Consider the following 19,378-nt stretch of genomic DNA (forward strand, 5'->3'; position numbering starts at 1 on the left):
TTGGTATGATAACTTTTGCGCATTAGCTGACCGATTTCATCTTCAAGGAAGCGACATGTTGCGACTCAACCGCCGCGATTTCCCCGGCGCACGCTATAGCGAATGCGTGATCCAGTTCGGCGAAGGCAACTTTTTACGTGCCTTTATCGACTGGCAGCTCGACTGGCTCAATGAACATCAGGGCACCGATGCCGGCGTGGTGGTGGTGCGACCGCGCAACCGGATGCAGACGGAGACGCTCAATCAGCAGGATGGCCTCTACACCACGCTGCTGCGCGGGCTGAATGACGCCGGGGAACCGCTCAGCGAAACCCGGCTGATCCGCAGCCTCAATCGTGAAATCCAGCCTTATCAGCAGTTCGAAGAATTCCTGGCTCTGGCACGCGCGCCGCAGATGCGTTTTGTGTTCTCCAACACCACCGAGGCCGGCATCGCGTATGCCGAACAGGATCGGCTGGAGGATCAACCCGCGTCGTCGTTTCCCGGCAAACTGACGCAGCTGCTGTGGGCGCGTTATCAGCACTTTGCCGGTGCCGCCGATAAAGGCTGGCTGATCGTGCCGTGTGAGCTGATCGACCATAACGGCGACACGCTACGCGCGTTAGTGCTGCGTTATTGCCAGCAGTGGCAGCTGCCCGCGGCCTTTATGCAATGGGTGACGCAGCACTGCGCCTTTTACAACACGCTGGTGGATCGCATTGTCAGCGGCTATCCGCCGGATGGCGCACAGATTGCAGCCCAACTGGGCTATGACGACCGCTATCTGGTGGCCGGGGAGCGCGACTACCAGCTGGTGCTTCAGGGACCAGATGCGCTGATGCACGAACTGCAGCTGACGGCGCTGGCGCCAGCCGTCAGGCGGGTGGATGACATCACACCGTACAAAGCGCAGAAGGTGGCGATCCTCAACGGGGCGCACATAGCGCTGGTGCCGGTGGCGTTTCAGGCCGGGCTGGCGAGCGTGGGCGAGGCAATGAACGATGCGCAGCTGGCCGCTTTTGTCGATGCCCTGCTGCGCGAAGAGGTGATCCCGACGCTGGATTTGCCTCGCGCCGAGCTGCACGCCTTTGCCGATGCGGTGCAGCGCCGCTTTCGCAATCCGTTTATTCACCATGCGCTGCTGGCGATTGCGCTCAACGGCATGACCAAATTCCGCACGCGCCTGCTGCCGGCGCTGTTGCAGGCGCAGCAGCAGTGTGGCGACTGGCCGCCGCGCCTCATCTTTGCCTTTGCCGCGCTGCTGGCGTTTTATCGCGGCCAGCAGGATGACCGGCAGTGGCCGCTGCAGGATGACGCGCACTGGCTGCAGCGTTTTGCCCGGCTGTGGCCTGCGGTCCTCACCGATCAACTCACCCCGCAGCAGCTGGTGAGCGACGTACTGAGCGACGCGCAGCACTGGGGCGAAGATTTAACCCAGCGGCCCGGCCTGGTCCCCGCGGTCAGCCAGCAGCTACACAACATTCTCGTCCACGGCATGCGGACGGCCCTTAGCCAACTGAGATAACGCGATGCAACAGGCAATCAAAATACATTCACGCGACAACGTCGCCGTCGCGCTGCAGGATCTGGCGGCCGGCACCCAGGTTATCGTCGCAGAACAGCGGATTACGCTGCAGCAGGATATCGGGCGCGGCCACAAGTTTGCGCTGCAACCGCTCAACAGTGGCGAGCAGGTGGTTAAGTATGGGTTGCCGATTGCCCATGCCACTCAGCCGATCGCCGTCGGCGAGCTGATTCACTCCAGCAACGTGCGCACCAATCTGAGCGATGTCGATGACTATCACTATCAGCCGGAACACCTCACGCTGCCACCGCAGGCGGCGGATCGTGAGGTACAGATCTATCGTCGCGCCACGGGCGAGGTTGGCATTCGTAACGAGCTGTGGATTTTGCCGACCGTCGGCTGCGTGAACGGCATCGCCCGGCAGATTGTGTCACGCTTTCTCCGGGAGAGTGACGACGCGGCCGGCATCGATGGCGTGCACCTGTTCAGCCATCCCTTCGGCTGTTCACAGCTGGGGCAGGATCACGAAAATACCCGCACCATGCTGCAAAATATGGTGCGTCATCCCAATGCCGGCGCGGTGCTGGTGATTGGACTCGGCTGCGAAAACAATCAGGTCGATATCTTTCGCGACACGCTGGGCGGCTTTGACAGCGAACGTGTGCAGTTTATGGAGTGTCAGCAGCAGGATGATGAAGTGGAAGCCGGCCTGCAGCGGTTGCATGCGCTGTACAACGTGATGCGTCACGACCGCCGCCAGCCGGGCAAACTGAGCGAGCTGAAGTTTGGTCTCGAATGCGGTGGCTCGGACGGCTTTTCCGGCATCACCGCCAATCCGCTGCTCGGCTGTTTCTCTGACCAGATGATCGCCAATGGCGGCACCACGGTGCTGACCGAAGTGCCGGAGATGTTTGGTGCCGAGCGCATCCTGATGAGCCGCTGCCGTGATGCGGCGATTTTCGACAAAACGGTGGCGATGATTAACGATTTCAAGCGCTACTTTATCGATCATCAGCAGCCGATTTATGAAAATCCATCGCCGGGCAACAAGGCGGGCGGCATCACCACGCTGGAGGAGAAGTCGCTGGGCTGTACGCAAAAAGCCGGACAGAGTCAGGTGGTGGATGTGCTGAAATACGGTGAGCGGCTGCGCACGCCGGGACTCAATTTACTCAGCGCGCCCGGTAACGATGCGGTCGCCACCAGCGCGCTGGCCGGAGCCGGCTGCCATATGGTGCTGTTTACCACCGGACGCGGCACGCCGTATGGCGGCTTTGTGCCCACCGTGAAAATCGCCACTAACACGCCGCTGGCGGAGAAAAAGCCGCACTGGATTGATTTCAATGCCGGACGACTGCTGGAGGGCACCAGCATGGAGACGCTGCTGGCGGAGTTTGTTGAGACTATTGTGGCGATTGCGAACGGCCAGCTGGCGCGCAATGAAGCTAATGATTTCCGCGAGCTGGCGATCTTCAAGAGTGGCGTGACGCTTTAAAGCGGCAGCGGTTAAAGCGCGGCACCGGTGGGTGCCGCGACGCGGGTTAACCGGCGGTACGCGGCTGACGTTCCGCTTCCGCCTGACATACGGCGGCGGTAAACAGAATGTCGGTTGAGGAGTTGAGTGCGGTTTCAGCAGAATCCTGCAGTACGCCGATGATAAAACCGACCGCAACCACCTGCATCGCCAGATCGTTAGGAATGCCAAACATGTTGCAGGCAACCGGAATCAGCAGCAGTGAACCGCCCGCCACGCCGGACGCGCCACAGGCACACAGCGAGGCGACAAGGCTCAGCAGTATAGCGGTGGGCACGTCCACGGCAATGCCCAGCGTGTGCACCGCAGCCAGCGTCAGTACGGTAATGGTGATTGACGCACCCGCCATGCTGATGGTCGCGCCCAGCGGAATCGATACCGAATAAGTGTCTTCATCCAGATTCAGGCGTTTGGCCAGCGCCATGTTGACCGGAATATTCGCCGCCGAGCTGCGGGTAAAGAACGCCGTTACGCCGCTTTCGCGCAGGCAGGTAAACACCAGCGGATAAGGATTGCGACGGATTTTCTGAAACACCAGCATCGGGTTAACCACCAGCGCCATTATCAGCATGCAGCCAATCAGCAGCGTCAGCAGGTGGGCATATTGCCACAGCGCGCCGAAGCCGGTTGAGGCCAGAATCGATGCCACCAGGCCAAAAATACCCAGCGGCGCGCAGCGAATCACACAGCGCACCACCCAGGTCGCGGCATTCGACGCGTCATTCAGGAAGGCTTTGCTGCTCGGGCTGGCATGACGAAACGCCAGGCCAAGACCAATCGCCCACACCAGAATGCCAATGTAGTTAGCGTTCATCAGCGCTTCAATCGGATTGGCGACCATGCTCATCAGCAGGCCGTGCAGCACTTCGGTGATGCCGGACGGCGGGGTAATTTCGGTCGCGCCGACGTCCATCGACAGCGTCTGCGGGAACAGATGGCTGAAAATCACCGCGACCACCGCCGCGAAGAAGGTACTGAGCAGGTACAGCATGATGATCGGGCGAATATTGGTTTTTTGCCCCTGCTGATGGTTGGCAATCGAAGAGATCACCAGCACCAGCACCAGCAGCGGTGCCACGGCTTTCAGCGCGCGCACGAACAGTTCACCCAGCAGGCCGACGGCCAGCGCGGCATCGCGTGAAAGCCACGCCAGCGCCACGCCGGCAATCAGGCCGATCATGATTTGTTTTACCAGGCTTCCTGAGAACAGCGCACCCAGCGGTCGAAGAAGATTATTTAGCATATTACGGTCTTTTTATCGCGGTATGAGTGTTGTGCGCGGTTGCTCCGCGCCAAACGGTTTGCCCGGCGGAGTATAAGGAAAAGAGCTGACGAGAAAAGAGATAATTCTGCCGGTGCGCGCCAGATCGGTTTTTTGATCTGCTGATGACAGGAAGTGTGACAGAGATATGAAACGCGAAGGGTGGCGCTGGCGAAACAAAGCAGGGGCGATTAGCGCCCCTGCAGAAGATTATCGTGAGATGCCTTTCTGGTCGTTTCTGTGGTTTACCCAGGCGTTAATCAGCAACGTACCGCCGAGAATCACGCCGACCACCGTCAGCGATATCGCCACCGGAATGTGGTAGAACTCGACGATCAGCATCTTGATACCGATAAACACCAGTACGATCGCCAGACCGTACTTCAGCATCGAGAAGCGCTCTGCCACGTTGGCCAGCAGGAAGTACATAGCGCGCAGGCCAAGGATGGCGAACAGGTTAGAGGTCAGCACGATGAACGGGTCGGTAGTGACGGCAAAAATAGCCGGAATACTGTCGACAGCGAAAATAACATCGCTCAGCTCCACCATAATCAGCACCAGCAGCAGCGGTGTGGCAAACAGCACGCCGTTTTTGCGGGTGAAGAACTTTTCGCCGTGCAGTTCATCGGTCATGCGCAGATGCTTACGCAGCCAGCGCACCACCGGCTTATCGCCGACGGCAGCGTCATCGCCCTCTTTAGCGAAGGCCATTTTGATGCCGGTAAACAGCAGGAAAGCGCCGAAGATGTAAAGGATCCAGCTGAACTGTGTGACCAGCCAGCTACCGGCAAAGATCATGATGGTACGCAGCACAATCGCGCCGAGCACGCCGTAAATCAGCACACGGCGCTGAAGATTAGACGGAATGGCGAAGTAGCTGAACAGCATCAGCCAGACGAAGACGTTATCGACCGCCAGCGCTTTTTCCAGTACGTAACCCGTCAGGAAAGCCAGGGTTTGCGCGGTTGCGACTTCGCGCCCGGCGCTGCCGTCGAGATACCACCAGAATGCGGCGGCAAACAGCAGAGAAACGGAGATCCACACCAGCGACCAGACGGCAGCCTGTTTGAATGACATGGTTTGTGCGCCGCGTCGTCCCTGTAAGAAGAGATCGATCGCCAGCATGATGAGCACGACGACAGCGAAGCTGCCCCAGAGTAACGGTGTGCCTACAGAGTGCATAGTCGTATCCTGTCCTGAAAATGAAAAAACGGCTGAGTCAGAAGACGTCAGCCGCTTTATTGAGCTGCAAGCAAACCTCGCCTTCCGGCAAGGTCTCACTTACAACACAGAATCAATTCCGGGTTGCCTGACGACCGGATGCGCTACGCATCGTAATGACGATCGGTCAGCTTACAAGTTACTCCCCTTTGCTGCCGCCAACATACGTGCAAGCGCGAGCAGATTCAATGGGGGAGCTGTAATATTTTGCAATATTTACACTTCTTTCCGATCCGCCGGAAACACCACGCCGGTCTGGCGACGAATCTCTGTCAGCAACCGGGCGGTAATGCGTGAAACCTCCAGCGCAGGGTGCTCCACCTGGCGCGTTTCCACCAGCCGGGCAAAGGTCTCTGCTTCATACAGCATAGTATTGATGTGCTGTGGCTGCGTCAGGTTCTGGCTCTCGCCGCCGCGCGGAATCAGGCGCAGCTGCTGGCACTCGGAAATTTTCTCTATCACCAGCGAGCCGGCTTCGCCCTGGATTTCGCTGGGAATCAGGGAATCACTGACTTTTGAGTGCAGCAGCGTGACGTCGAAATCGCCGTAGTCCAGCACTACCACGCCGTGCGCATCGACGCCGCTTGCCAGCAGCGAGGCCTCAGCTTTCACCTGCTGCGGCGCACCCCACAGGGTAACGGCAGCCGCGAGGCAGTAGTAGCCAATATCCATGATCGAACCGTTGGACCAGCGCGGGTTAAAGGTATTCGGGTTCTCACCGTCGAGATAGCGCTGATAGCGTGACGAATACTGACAGTAGTTGAACAGCGCTTTGCGCAGCGTGCCTAACTGCGGCAGCGCCTGTTGCAGGCGCAGGAATGTCGGCAGACTGGCGGTTTTGAACGCCTCAAACAGCACCACCTGATGCTGACGCGCACAGGCAATCATCGCCTCAGCTTCACGCAGGTTAGAGGCCAGCGGTTTTTCGCAGATGACGTGTTTGCCGTGCGACATGAACAGTAGCGCCTGCTCACAGTGCAGCGCATTGGGGCTGGCGATATACACCGCGTCGATTTCCGCACTTGCCGCCAGCGCCTCCAGTGAGGTAAAGGTCAGCGGACAGGGATAATCCGCGACAAAGGCGTCGGCCTGCTGCTGGCTGCGTGAATAGACGGCGCTCAGTTTCATTTTGCCGCTCTCGTGCGCGGCGTCGATAAACTGGCGGGTGATCCAGTTGGTTCCCACAATGGCAAAACGTATCACGGCTGGTTCTCCTGCACTCTGAAAGCGGCAGAGTAGCATGTTCCCTGGCGGCGCAGGCAGGCGAAATTTGATCCTGCGATCCGCATTCCAATATGATGATGCCAAACCCTTTTTAACCGACATGCGGGGACGCCGGGTGAGCGGAAGCAAACACGCACTGAACTGGACCACACTGCTGATCGCCATTCCGGTGGGCCTGGTGGCCTCGCTGGTCACGCTGGCGTTTCGCGGCATCATCGATCTCATCAATCATTTGCTGTTTCACAGCGACAGCGAAATCACGGTCGCGATGCACGTCTGGCCGTGGATCTTCTGGCCGCTGCTGGTGGGGGCGGGCGGGCTGCTGGCCGGCTGGTTCCTGCGCTACGCGGTGGCGATTGAGCAGCAGGAGACGGTGAAAACCGATTACCTTGAAGTGATTAACGCGCGGCTGGATGCGGTGCCCACCAAAACCTCGCTGTTTCGCGCGCTGTCGTCGATTGCCAGTATCGGCAGCGGGGCGTCGATTGGTAAAGAGGGGCCGATGGTGCAGTTGTCGGCGCTGAGCGGCAGCCTGCTGGGGCGCTGGCTGCCAGCATCCCTCAATATGCGCAACAGCGACATCGTCGCGATGGCGGCCGCAGCCGGTCTGTCGTCGGTGTATCACGCCCCGCTGGCGTCGGCGATTTTTGTCGCGGAAATTGCGTTTGGTATCTCTGCGCTACAGCGGCTGATTCCGCTGATTGTTGCCTCGGCAGTGGCGGTGATGACCATGTGGTCACTGGGCTTTCGCAGCGCGCTCTATCCGCTCTCCGACACGCTGTTTCAAATGGATCTCACCAGCCTGCTGATGACGGTAATCATTGGTTTTGCTGCGGGCGTGGCGGGCTGGCTATTGATCAAGCTGATTGCGCGCAGCAAAGCGTTGTTCAGCCGCGTGCGCTCGCTGCCGCTCAGGCTGGGCGCAGGCGGCTTTGCGGTTGGCTTACTGGCGCTGATCTCCACCGATATCCTCGGTAACGGCTATGAAGTGATCGTGAAAATCATTGAAGGCAACTATCTGCTGGCGGGTCTGCTCGGCCTGCTGGTGCTGAAAATGCTGGCGACCACGCTCTCGGTCGGCTCCAACGCGGTAGGCGGCCTGTTCACGCCCTCATTATTGATTGGTGCGCTGCTCGGCGTGGCGCTGGCGCAGACTGGCGTGCTGCTGCATCTGCCGGTGGGCAATACGCTACTGTATGCGGCGGTGGGCATGGCGGCGGTGCTGGCGGCGGTCAGTCAGGCGCCGCTGATGGCGATGCTGATGGTACTGGAGATGACGCTCAACAGCAGCCTGCTGTTCCCTCTGATGATCGCCTCGGTACTGGCGTCAATGCTGGTCTACCGGCTGCAGTCCGCCAGCACCTATCCGGTGGTAAGCCATCACCTGAATCGTTCAGAAGCGAAATATGATTTTGATAATATGCGGGTTGATCAGCTGATCATCCCCGGCGCGGCGCTGCAGCCGGCGGAATCGGTCGGGCAGGCGCTGGCGGTGAGTTCGCTCAAGCGCGAGCGCTACGTCTACGTCATTAATCAGGCCGGTCAGTTTCTTGGCGTAGTATCAATTCATGACATTTCGCGCAAAGTGCTGGCACAGGAGATCACGCTGGATTCGCCGGTCAGCAGCGTGATGGATGATAATTTCCCCTGCATTTACCAGCACCAGAGCATGCGTGAAGGCTGGGAGGCGTTTGCGCGCGTGACGCTGGAGCGTTTACCGGTGCTGAATAATGCGCAGGAGCGTCGCTTCCTTGGCGCATTGACCAAAACCAGTCTGATTCAGAAAGCGCAGGAGTTTCTTTAGGCTGCGTTGCCGCGCAGCGCCTGTTCGGTCATCCACAGGCGCGCGTCGAACTCCAGCTGGTGGTAGTCCGGTTCCATGTGGCAGCACAGCTGATAAAAGGCTTTGCTGTGATCTTTCTCTTTCAGGTGCGCCAGTTCGTGTACCACGATCATGCGCAGAAAGGGTTCCGGCGCGAGACGGAAAAAGGTCGAGATGCGAATCTCAGCCTTGGCTTTCAGGTTACCGCCCTGTACGCGGGAAATGGCGGTATGCAGGCCAAGTGCATGCTTCATCACTTTGATTTTATTATCCCAGATGACCTTGCTGACCGGCGGTGCGCTGCGCATATAGCGGTTTTTCAGCGCCTGCGTGTAGTCATAAAGCGCGCGGTCGCTGACGACGTCGTGCGTATCGGGATAGCGCTGCTGCAAAAAGGCGGCTAATCGCTGATTATCAATCAGCACTTGCACCTGTTCGAGGATGTTTTCAGGGTAACCCTGCAGATAGATTAATGACATTGGGATTCCCGACGAAAGACAGTATACTGCGCCCCCTTTTCAGGGCGAAAATCGCGCAAAGTGTACCATGCCGGAGATTCCATGAGCCAACTTGAACTGACCGATCGCACGCTGACGCTTCAGCGCTTCCCGCCGATGCGCGAAGAGAGCCCGCTACAGGCGTGGGACGCCGCAGATGAATATTTGCTGCAGCAGGCGCTGCCGGCAGGCCCGGTGCTGGTATTCAATGACAGCTTTGGCGCGCTGACCTGCGGGCTGAACGATCGGGAAATCTGGCACGTCAGCGACTCGTGGCTCAGCCAGCAGGCGGCCCGGCAGAATCTGCGTCTCAACGGTCTGGATGAAGCGTCGGTACACTTTCTTGATAGCCTGGCGCCGTTGCCGGCTGCTCCGGCGGCGGTACTGATTAAGCTGCCCAAAGCGCTGGCGCTGCTTGAGCACCAGCTGCGCGCGCTGCGGACGGTCGTCACGCCGGATACTCTGATTCTGGCGGCCGGTAAAGCCAAAGATATCCATAATTCCACGCTGCAGCTGTTTGAACGCATTCTTGGTGAGAGCAAAACCTCGCTGGCGTGGAAAAAAGCGCGTCTGATTTACAGCCATTTCAGCGCCCCGGCGCTGGCGGACGTGCCGGCGACCACCGTGTGGCCGCTCGACGAGACGCCGTATCACATCCACAATCACGCCAATGTGTTCGCCCGCGCCGCGCTGGATATTGGCGCGCGCTTCTTTCTGCAACATCTGCCGCACGATATTGAGGGCGAAATCGTCGATCTCGGCTGCGGTAACGGCGTGATCGGCCTGCAGGCGCTGGAACAGAATCCGCAGGCCGAGGTGCTGTTCGTCGATGAATCCTGGATGGCGGTGGCCTCCAGCCAGCTCAACGTTGAGCTGAACCGACCGCAGGATCTGGCGCGCTGCCAGTTTCGGGTTAACAACGTGCTGAGCGGTTTTCCGTCGGACCGGCTGCATGCGGTGCTGTGTAATCCGCCGTTCCATCAGCAGCACGCGGTGACCGACCACCTGGCGTGGCAGATGCTGCGTGACGCCAAACGCTGCCTGCAGTATGGCGGCGAGCTGCGCATCGTCGGCAACCGCCACCTTGGCTATCATCAGAAAATGAAGAAGCTGTTTGGCAACTGCGAGCTGGTGGCCTCTAACGCCAAATTTGTGGTGCTGCGTTCGGTCAAGCTGCGTTAATCACAGGCTGAGCGCCAGTTCGGTGGCCTGAGCAATGGCGCGCCGTGCATCCAGCTCCTGCGCGACGTCGGCACCGCCGATCAGCCGCACTGCTTTGCCGCGTGCGGCCAGCGCCTGCGCCAGCGTACGCAGCGGTTCCTGACCGGCGCAAATCACGACGTTATCTACCGCCAGCGTCAGCGCTTCCCCCTGATGGCGCAGGTGCAGCCCGTCATCATCAATCTTCAGATACTCGACATCGCCCCACATCTGCACGCCGTGCGCCTGCAGGCTGGCGCGATGGATCCAGCCGGTGGTTTTCGCCAGCCCGGCGCCCGGCTTGCCGGATTTACGCTGCAGCAGCCAGATCTGGCGGTCGGCAGGAGCCGGCTGTGGACGCACTAAACCGCCGCGCGCCTGCAGGCTGCGATCGATACCCCAGCTTTGGTAGAAGTCTTCCTCGCGATCGGCGTGCTGCAGCAGAAACTCCGCGGTGTCGAAACCAATGCCGCCGGCACCGATAATCGCCACGCGCTGGCCAACCGGTTTTTTGTCGCGTATCACCTCGAGATAGCTCAGCACGCTGGGGTGATCGATGCCCGGAATCGCCAGCTGGCGCGGTGTGATGCCGCTCGCGATGATAACTTCATCCGCCTGTTCCAGTTCGTCGGCGCTGACGCGATGATTCAGGCACAGCTCAACGCCTGCGGCTGCCAGCTGATGGCGGAAATAGCGCAGCGTTTCGCTGAACTCCGCCTTGCCGGGGATCTGGCGGGCAATATTGAACTGGCCGCCAATCTGCGCATCGGCTTCATACAGGGTGACGTGATGGCCGCGCTGCGCCGCCTGCAGCGCGAACGCCATACCGGCCGGACCGGCACCTACCACCGCCAGGCGTTTTGGCTGCGCGGCGGCGATGACCGGCATCAGCGTTTCATGACAGGCGCGCGGATTGACCAGGCAGGAAGTGACCTTGCCGGCAAAGATTTGATCGAGACAGGCCTGATTACAGGCGATGCAGGTATTGATGGCGTCGGGCTGGCCCGCCTGCGCTTTGCTGACAAACGCGGCATCGGCAAGAAATGGCCGCGCCATCGACACCATGTCGGCAATACCGTCGCGCACAATCTCTTCCGCCACCTGGGGATGATTTATACGGTTGGTAGCGATAACCGGTACGCTGACGTGCTGGCGCAGATGCTGCGTGACCCAGGCGAAACCGGCACGCGGCACGCAGGTGGCAATGGTGGGAATGCGGGCTTCATGCCAGCCAATGCCGCTGTTGAACAGCGTCACGCCGCGCTGCTCCAGCGCCGTGGCAAGCTGCAGCGTCTCCTGCAGCGAGCTGCCGTTATTCACCAGGTCGAGCATCGACAGGCGAAAAATAATAATAAAGGCATCACCGACGGCGGCGCGCACCGCCTGCGTCACTTCCAGTGCAAAGCGCTGCCGCCGCGCCACATCACCGCCCCAGCCGTCGTCGCGCTGATTGGTATGGACGACCAGGAACTGATTAATCAGGTAGCCTTCCGAACCCATGATTTCGACGCCGTCGTAACCGGCCTGCTGCGCCAGCCGGGCGCAGCGTGCAAAATCCGCGATGGTTTGTTCAATCTGCTCTTCACTCAGTGCCTGCGGTGTAAACGGGTTGATGGGCGCCTGTAGCGCCGAGGGCGCCACCAGATCGCGCTGATAGCTGTAGCGCCCGGCGTGCAGGATCTGCAGCGCAATTTTTCCCCCCTGAGCATGTACCGCATCGGTTATCTGGCGGTGCCAGCCGCACTGGGTTTCGTCTGTGAGCATGGCTCCGCCCTGCGCCACCACGCCCTGCGCATTGGGCGCGATGCCGCCGGTCACAATCAGCGCAACGCCTTCCCGGGCGCGCTCGGCGTAGAAGGCAGCGAGGCGCTGAGCGCCATCGGCATGCTCTTCCAGACCGGTGTGCATTGAGCCCATCAGGAAACGGTTTTTCAGTTGCGTAAAGCCCAGATCCAGCGGGGCAAACAGATGCGGATAACGCTCAGTCATGATCACTTACTCAGTGAGTGGTCGGATGAGTGAACTGTAGCGGGAAAAGTGCGGGCTGGAAATTTGCGGCGTTCAGCCTGTGAGAAACATCAAAAAAAAGCAGGGCGGCAAGTCGCAGACGAAAGTATCGGACCACTTTCGCCAGGCACGGGAAGAAACCTGCGCGCCCTGTAATGGCATGAAGATTGGGCTAATAAATTAGCTCTGTGGTTATAAATTCCTGTATGACTCAATCTCTATAACAATCCCGGGTGAGGACGAGGTGATGATGCCATGCCTCAGTCGAATTAATCCGCAAGACTGGTCTTGATTTTGGCTTCAGCAGGCACCGTTTCGCCGTGCCAGTTCGATAATATCGACCAGATTCTTTGATTCGAGCTTTTGAAAAATTTTAGTTTTATAAGTACTGATGGTTTTGTTATTTAATCCTAATTCACAGGCAATGATTTTATTGGATTTTCCCTGCGCCAGCTGACGTAAAATAAGCGTTTCCCGCTCGGTCAGGCGCGACAGCATATCCTGTTCATTAACATAGCGCTGGCGCCGGTCAAGAATATCGCCGGGCAGATAATTTACATTGTTAAATACGCAGCCAATGGCGGCGATCAGCGTCTGAATCGGATCGTATTTCGACACGAAACCGTTAGCGCCCTGACTAAGCGATTGTATAAGCAGGTGATTGTTACTGCTCTGACTGAGCAGAATGACTTTCATCCAGGTTTTAGATTTTACGATATCGCGTAAAAAGGCGATGCCATTTTTCTCTTTGAAATCAGGATCTAAAATCAGGATGTCGATGTGCTGATGAATAACATCGTCAATACCATCATTAATTGTGTTTGCTGTAGTGACACAATTAAAGCCATTCATTAATAATAAAGCCTGCACCCCAGCCGCAACAAGGCGATGCTCATCAACGATGAGAATTTTTGCATTAAACATAGATCTCCCTTTTACGACACCGATATGATGGCGCTGGCGGACATTATGTCTGGCGGCTTATCCCGGCGAACCGAGAAATGTCTTGATAAGATTATGTTTTTATAAAACCTGCTGATTTTTCAGCCGATATTGTTCAAAGATAATTAATGTTTCATTGACGGTGTTTATCTCGCACGCGATGGCGGCAATCAGTTGCGCGACATCGTGCCCTTCCTGCTGGTGTTTCTCCAGCTTGCGCCCCAGCTCCATCAGCGCGCTGGCATTAAGAATGCTGGCACCGCCTTTCAGCTTATGGCCAAGCTGTGACAGCGCGTGAGCATCAGTGGTTTGCTGCAGCGCCGCCAGCAATTCATCGTGGCTGGTGCGAATACTTTCCAGCAGGGTGATGCAGCTGGCAGGATCGCGCTCAGCCAGTTGCATCAGCAGCGGCGCAAAAGTCGGAACCGCGACAGGGGCCGGCAGCGCGGCAGCGGGGATGTCAGCAGCAGGTTGCCCGGTCACGCCGGCTGCAGCCTCGCTGTCAGGCGCGTTTGGCGTGCGGCGCGGACAGTGGGTGATTTGCGCCAGCAACGTATCCAGATTCAGCGGCTTGAACAGACAGTCGTTCATGCCAGCCTGCAGGCAGCGCTGCATGATGTGCTGCTCGGCGGAGGCGGTCAGGCCGTATAGCGTGATCGGCGGCAGATGATGGTGGCGTTCATGCTGGCGCAGCGCCTGGGCAAATTCAAATCCGTTCATGCCGGGCATATTGCAGTCGGTAATGATCAGGTCAAAGCGCAGCGGATCCTGCTGCCACAGCTTCAGCGCTTCGACGGCGCTTTCGCTCACCACCACCTGATGGCCCGCCAGCTCCAGCTGTTTACCCAGCAGCAGGCGATTAGGCGCATGATCATCAATCACCAGCACCGACAGCTTGTCGGTGACCAGCGGCTGTGACAGATGCGGTTGGGTTTGATCGCGCGGTTCGCCGGCCGGCGCGCGGAAGTAGAAGGAGAACACCGATCCTTCACCTGGCGTACTCTCCACAATCAGTTCGCCATCCAGCAGCTCTGCCAGATTACGGCAGATGCTCAGGCCAAGACCGGTGCCAATCTGCTGCTGCTGACGTTCACCGACCTGGACAAATGGCTCAAAGATCGCCTGCTGCTGCTCCTCGGTCATGCCGCAGCCGTCATCGCTCACTTCTATGACGAACTCACAACCTTCCTCTTCCTGGCCAATCCCCTGCATCAGCACCACGGTTACGCTGCCGCGATCGGTGAATTTAATGGCGTTACTCAACAGGTTAGACAGGATCTGGTTGATCATCAGCGGATCGGTCTGTACCCAGTAGGCCGCGATGTCCATCTCTACGCGCAGATCGATCCCTTTGCTTTCGGCTTTGTTGCGGAACAGCGTCACCGCCTGATCGATCACATCCGGCAGATAGACGGTTTCCGGTGTGGGTTGATACTGGCCAGATTCGATCTTCGACAGATCGAGGATATCGCCGATCAGCGACAGCAGCGCGCGCGCCGAGCTGTAGGCGACGCGAATATTCTCTGACAGCGTCTCACACGGCTGCGAGCGGGTTTCCAGCTCCAGCAAACCAATGATGGCGTGCAGCGGCGTGCGGATCTCATGGCTCATGCTGGCGAGAAACTCACTTTTGGAGCGATTGGCTTTGTCTGCGGTGTCCTTGGCCAGCTGCAGCTCCTGCAACAGCGCGTTACGTTCGGTGACATCGACCCAGCCGCCGATCACCCCGGCAACTTCCCCCAGCCGATCGCGAAACGGCAGCGTCCAGTGATACAGATGGAAGGCCTGCTGGCCAAACATCAGCTGCACGTCTCGCATTACCGCTTCACCATCCAGCAGTGTCTGCTGATAACCATCTTCGATGGTGTGAATGCTGGCGTTATTGGTGTTGAACACATCCGACAGTCGTTTGCCGATTACCTCATCGCGTTTGATGTGCAAAAAGCGCAGATAGGCATTGTTACAGTCCACCAGCCGCGTTTGCTTATCGCGGATGTACATTGCCACCGGCGAGTCATTAAACAGTGTGTGGGTAAAATTGAGCTGATTTTTCAACGCATTCTCAGCCTGCATACGCTGCTGAATCACTTTGCGCAGATGGTGGTTCCACAGCAGGATCAGCAGAATCAATCCCAGCGATACCGAAACAATCAGCAGAATCGTTTGCTTATAGTTCTGCCACGAGCCGCTGAGAAACGGCGGTTCCGCCTGACGCCACTGCGCCATCAGCTTAAACAGCGTTTCCGGCGGGATGGCCAGCAGCGCTTTATCGAGAATGCTGACCAGCGTCTCATTGCCTGGCTCTACGCGCATCACAAAGCGCGCGGGATCGGCGCCCAGCGTACCCTCGACGATCAGCCCGCTGCCAAAATGGTTGCGCAGAAGGTAGTCAGCAAAAATTTTCGGCACGATCACCGCATCGACCTTGCGCGCCAGCAGCTGGCGCAGCGCATCCAGCGGACGATCGGTATCGCTGACCGACAGGTGCGGATAGTGCTCCTGCAGCCAGCTTTTCATTAGCGAATTTTTTAGCATCAGCGCCGAACCAAACGGAAAGGTATCACGTGCCATGATGTTTCCCGGCTGCTGATTGCGGATGATCACCCAATGCGAAACCAGCCACGGACGCGTAATCAGAGCCGGTTGTGCTTCGAACTGTGGTTCCAGAATTTCCAGCGGAAACAGCTTTGGCAAAGGACGTCCACCGGGGTGTTCATGGCTGGCGTGCGCCACAAAATTCAGGCCGGTCTGGCTGGTGATCAGCTCCAGCACGTCCGGCGCCATGCCGCGAAACTGCTCTGCCGGCGTCCGGCTACTGAGCGGTGCCTGTGCCAGCGGCAAGGTGGTCTCGATGTGAATGTTGTTTTGCAGCCACTGCTCTTCGTCGGCGGTCAGCGCCAGCGGATTGCGTTGCAGTACATGATGGGGATCGAGCTGCCAGCGTTTGGCGATTTGCATGCGAATAGACAGCGGAATCTGCGGCAGCGCCTGGTTGATGGCGTCAGCTAACGCAGGATATAGCGGACTGATGCCGAAACCGACGTTGAGCGGAATTGTATGCTCGTCGGCCAGAATAGTGAGCGCGTTGGCAAACAGATAGCGATTAAGGTGCGTCAGCGTTGCCGCGTTTCCCCAGACGCGCGCCGTCTGACCATAAACGGTGGCAGCGACGGCATCATAGTAGCCCGGGAAACGCACCAGCTGCGCGTTTTCGTATGTCTCTTCCAGGTACTGGCGCTGCAGCGGCGTGCCTGACCAGGCGATTTGCTCGGGCATGCCGTTATTGAGAAAAAGGTCGCTGTCGGTCTTCAGCCCCATCACGCTGTAATCCAGCATCCACGGGGCGCTGGCCAGCAGCGGCTGCGACTGTGACGACGGCTGGGCGACGTAAATCGCCAGCATATGCATTTCGCCTTTCAGCACCGCCTGCTGCGCGGCGCTATGACTGGGGAAGTGATAAAGCTCAATGCTGGTCTCCAGCATACTTTGAATCAGCGACAGGTAGTCGGCGCTCAGGCCTTCGAAGCGGCGCGTATCGGTATCCATATATATCGGTGGCTGTGCTTTACCGGCCACCGCGACTTTAATCACTTTATTTCGAAAGGCAGACGAGATGGGCTCCGCCAGCTGCAGCGCGGGCTGTGCGGTATCGTAACGCGCTAAAAGCTGCAACGGTTTGACCTGCGCCTGCAGCGCGCCGCAAAAAAAAATAAACAGGACCACGCCCGCCAGACGGATGAAATTAACAGGATTAAACACCGTGCGTTCCTGAAGAAAATAAAGTCATTAATGCCGATAAGGGAAAAGGAGTATAAAGAGATTTTTCCCGCCTGCCTGATCTAATGCCGCATTAAGGATATTTTGCGACCATTCTCGAATGTTTAACTTATTATTAACATTCGCGGCTTTTTTTAGATATTGCTTTTGCTTTGATTTCAAAAATTTCAACGATTTATCCATAAAATGACCTTTCAAGACAATTCTTATGTGGTCCTTTCGCAGAGTTACGTCAGAATTTTCGCAGTTTTTCCGGGGCCGCTAAACGCTGCTGTCCATTCATCCGGTAAAACTACCTTTTAAATAGCGGTAATAAGTTAAACGCGTAAGCAAAATTCTAATTTTTGTTAACCTGGTGACGTTTGGTTTAAACCGTTGCAGGCGATTTTCTCTGCAGCGGTCAGCGCATACTTTCAGGTCATTTTCACTGGTGTGGTTATCAGTACTGGACAAAATTGAGACTGTAATAAAGGAATAAAAGAATGGTATATGCACATAATAAACAGGTGCGTGTCGCTGTCCTTGATGATCACCCGATGGTTCGTACCGTTTTCGAGTTATGCCTGAAACACGAACCCGATATTCATCTGGTCGCGACCTGGTCTTCAAGTAATGAACTGTTTAGTCAGCTGCGCAGCACCACGGTGGATGTGCTGGTGCTGGACTTTTTGCTGGGCGAGCGGGAACTGGATGGCCTGGCCCTGGTGAAACAGTTGCGAAATCACTATCCGCAGCAAAAGATTTTGATCTCATCGTCCATGGAGAGTCCGGCGATTGTCAAAATGGTGCTGAGCGCCGGCGTTAAGGGCTTTATTGGAAAAAGCCACAATATGCAGGAGATCGTCCAGGCGATTCGTCAGGTGGCGCAGGGGCGGCTATTCCTGTCGCAGGAAGTGGCGTACGAGGTGGAAAACCTCTACGTGATGAATGAAGACGCCATCAACGAAAACCTCGATCTCTCCAGCAAAGGCAATATGTATGAGAAGGTCAAAACCCTCAGTCCGCGCGAAGTAGAAGTGGTGCGCTGTTTTCTCGATGGGCTCAGCGTGTCGCAAATTGCCGTGAAGTTTAAACGCAGCCGCAAAACCGTGAGCGGACAAAAGCAGTCGGCGCTGAAAAAGCTCGGCCTGCGCTCGGATTCGGAATTGTTCAAATACAGCCACGACCTGATGTCGGGTAGCTAATCCTTCTTTAAGGCGGTCAGGGATGGCCGCCGTCTGCTTTTCCGCCTCTCTGCATCACGTTCCCGGTAACAGCCGTTTTGTAACATCGCTTTGAGTGATGTCCGTCACAGTTTCGCCGGCCGTATCCCGCTGTGATAGCCCCCATTGCTACAGCACTGAAGGGGCTACGATGAACATTGAAACGCAATCCTGCGTCATTACCGGCAAAAAACAGGTCAGCGTCGCACAGCAGCAGGTGCAGTGGGACGGCACCGGCACGCTGGTGCGCATCACGCGCGGCGGCATCTGCGGGTCCGATCTGCACTACTATCAGGAAGGTAAAGTCGGCAGCTTTGAAGTGAAGATGCCGATGATCCTCGGCCATGAAGTGATCGGCTACGTGGTGGAGAGCGACGATCCGCAGCTCCAGCCTAATCAAAAAGTGGCGGTCAATCCCTCAAAGCCGTGCGGCAGCTGTAAATACTGCCTGCGCGAGCAGCAAAATCAGTGCACCTCAATGCGCTTTTTCGGCAGCGCCATGTATCTGCCGCACGTGGATGGCGGCTTTACGCAATACAAAGTGGTCGATAGCGCGCAGTGCGTGCCGTTCCCGCAGGAGGCCGATGACAGCGTAATGGTGTTTGCTGAACCGCTGGCCGTGTGCATCCACGCCACGCAGCAGGCGGGCGAACTGAGCGGCAAAACCGTGTTCATTTCCGGCGTCGGGCCGATTGGCTGTCTGATTGCCGCCGCTGCCAAAGCCCGCGGAGCTGCGGAGATTATTTGCAGCGATATCAGCGAACGCTCGCTCAGCCTGGCGCAGCAGATGGGCGCGACCGGGGTGATCCACGCGGCTGACGGTGATTTCACGCCCTACCTTGCAGATAAAGGCTTCTTCGATGTCGCTTTCGAGGCTTCCGGCCATCCGTCCTCGCTGCAGCGTTGTCTCGACGTGGTATGCGCCAAAGGCACGCTGGTACAGGTTGGCATGGGCGGCACCATTCCGGATTTTCCGCTGATGACGCTGATCGCCAAAGAGATCAATCTGGTCGGTTCTTTCCGTTTCACCCACGAATTCAACACGGCGGTTGACTGGCTGGCACGCGGCGTGGTCAATCCGCTGCCGCTGTTCAGCGGCGAGTATGACTTACAGGATATCGACGCGGCGCTGCAGTTTGCCGGTGATAAAACCCGGGCGGCGAAAGTCCAGTTAACGTTTTAAGGAG

The 19,378-nt window shown here is 57.6% G+C and carries 13 protein-coding genes; 6 read left to right on the forward strand and 7 right to left on the reverse strand.

Annotated features, from left to right (window positions below; genetic code table 11):
* Positions 1-55 precede the first annotated feature (55 nt).
* The gene (locus F3J36_RS17370; RefSeq protein ID WP_166720109.1) at positions 56-1,504 is read left to right on the forward strand and encodes a tagaturonate reductase; all 1,449 of its coding nucleotides are present in this window, start codon (positions 56-58) and stop codon (positions 1,502-1,504) included.
* Positions 1,505-1,508: 4 nt separating this feature from the next.
* Complete coding sequence (locus tag F3J36_RS17375) at positions 1,509-2,999, forward strand: UxaA family hydrolase (protein WP_166720110.1); 1,491 nt, start codon at positions 1,509-1,511, stop codon at positions 2,997-2,999.
* Between the two features lie 46 nt (positions 3,000-3,045).
* On the opposite strand, the gene sstT is transcribed toward F3J36_RS17375, so the two are convergent.
* The 3 genes from sstT to F3J36_RS17390 form a co-directional block, all read right to left on the reverse strand.
* Positions 3,046-4,281 carry a serine/threonine transporter SstT gene (sstT, locus tag F3J36_RS17380; RefSeq protein ID WP_031280144.1) on the reverse strand — a complete coding sequence of 412 codons (1,236 nt, stop codon included), beginning with the start codon at positions 4,279-4,281 and terminating at the stop codon, positions 3,046-3,048.
* Positions 4,282-4,509: 228 nt separating this feature from the next.
* Entirely contained in the window at positions 4,510-5,481 is a 972-nt protein-coding gene (locus F3J36_RS17385) for a TerC family protein (protein ID WP_021509700.1), read from the reverse strand.
* Between the two features lie 255 nt (positions 5,482-5,736).
* Positions 5,737-6,723 carry a Gfo/Idh/MocA family protein gene (locus F3J36_RS17390; protein WP_058776398.1) on the reverse strand — a complete coding sequence of 329 codons (987 nt, stop codon included), beginning with the start codon at positions 6,721-6,723 and terminating at the stop codon, positions 5,737-5,739.
* Positions 6,724-6,859: 136 nt separating this feature from the next.
* Here F3J36_RS17390 and F3J36_RS17395 point away from each other — a divergent pair, with 136 nt between their 5' ends.
* Positions 6,860-8,548, forward strand: a complete 1,689-nt coding sequence (locus F3J36_RS17395) for a chloride channel protein (protein WP_166720111.1) — start codon at positions 6,860-6,862, stop codon at positions 8,546-8,548.
* Here F3J36_RS17395 and F3J36_RS17400 read toward each other — a convergent pair.
* Entirely contained in the window at positions 8,545-9,045 is a 501-nt protein-coding gene (locus F3J36_RS17400) for a M48 family metallopeptidase (RefSeq protein WP_021509697.1), read from the reverse strand. The genes F3J36_RS17395 and F3J36_RS17400 overlap by 4 nt on opposite strands.
* Positions 9,046-9,126: 81 nt before the next feature.
* Here F3J36_RS17400 and rlmG point away from each other — a divergent pair, with 81 nt between their 5' ends.
* Positions 9,127-10,245, forward strand: coding sequence for a 23S rRNA (guanine(1835)-N(2))-methyltransferase RlmG (rlmG, locus tag F3J36_RS17405; RefSeq protein ID WP_166720112.1), 1,119 nt, complete (start codon positions 9,127-9,129; stop codon positions 10,243-10,245).
* Here the strand turns inward: rlmG and F3J36_RS17410 are convergent, their stop codons facing one another.
* From F3J36_RS17410 to F3J36_RS17420, 3 genes are all read right to left on the reverse strand, one after another.
* Complete coding sequence (locus tag F3J36_RS17410) at positions 10,246-12,252, reverse strand: NADPH-dependent 2,4-dienoyl-CoA reductase (protein WP_166720113.1); 2,007 nt, start codon at positions 12,250-12,252, stop codon at positions 10,246-10,248.
* A 318-nt stretch (positions 12,253-12,570) separates the two neighbouring features.
* Entirely contained in the window at positions 12,571-13,194 is a 624-nt protein-coding gene (locus tag F3J36_RS17415) for a response regulator transcription factor (RefSeq protein WP_021509694.1), read from the reverse strand.
* Between the two features lie 99 nt (positions 13,195-13,293).
* Positions 13,294-16,971 carry an ATP-binding protein gene (locus F3J36_RS17420; RefSeq protein ID WP_166720114.1) on the reverse strand — a complete coding sequence of 1,226 codons (3,678 nt, stop codon included), beginning with the start codon at positions 16,969-16,971 and terminating at the stop codon, positions 13,294-13,296.
* 500 nt (positions 16,972-17,471) lie between these two features.
* Here F3J36_RS17420 and F3J36_RS17425 point away from each other — a divergent pair, with 500 nt between their 5' ends.
* Both F3J36_RS17425 and idnD read left to right on the forward strand, forming a co-directional pair.
* Positions 17,472-18,173: a response regulator transcription factor gene (locus tag F3J36_RS17425; protein ID WP_166720115.1), complete on the forward strand. Its 702-nt coding sequence runs from the start codon at positions 17,472-17,474 to the stop codon at positions 18,171-18,173.
* 169 nt (positions 18,174-18,342) lie between these two features.
* Entirely contained in the window at positions 18,343-19,374 is a 1,032-nt protein-coding gene (gene idnD / locus F3J36_RS17430; protein ID WP_166720116.1) for an L-idonate 5-dehydrogenase, read from the forward strand.
* The last annotated feature ends 4 nt before the right edge of the window (positions 19,375-19,378 follow it).

The organism is Pantoea sp. Cy-640 (genome assembly GCF_011752635.1).
GTDB lineage: Bacteria > Pseudomonadota > Gammaproteobacteria > Enterobacterales > Enterobacteriaceae > Pantoea > Pantoea dispersa.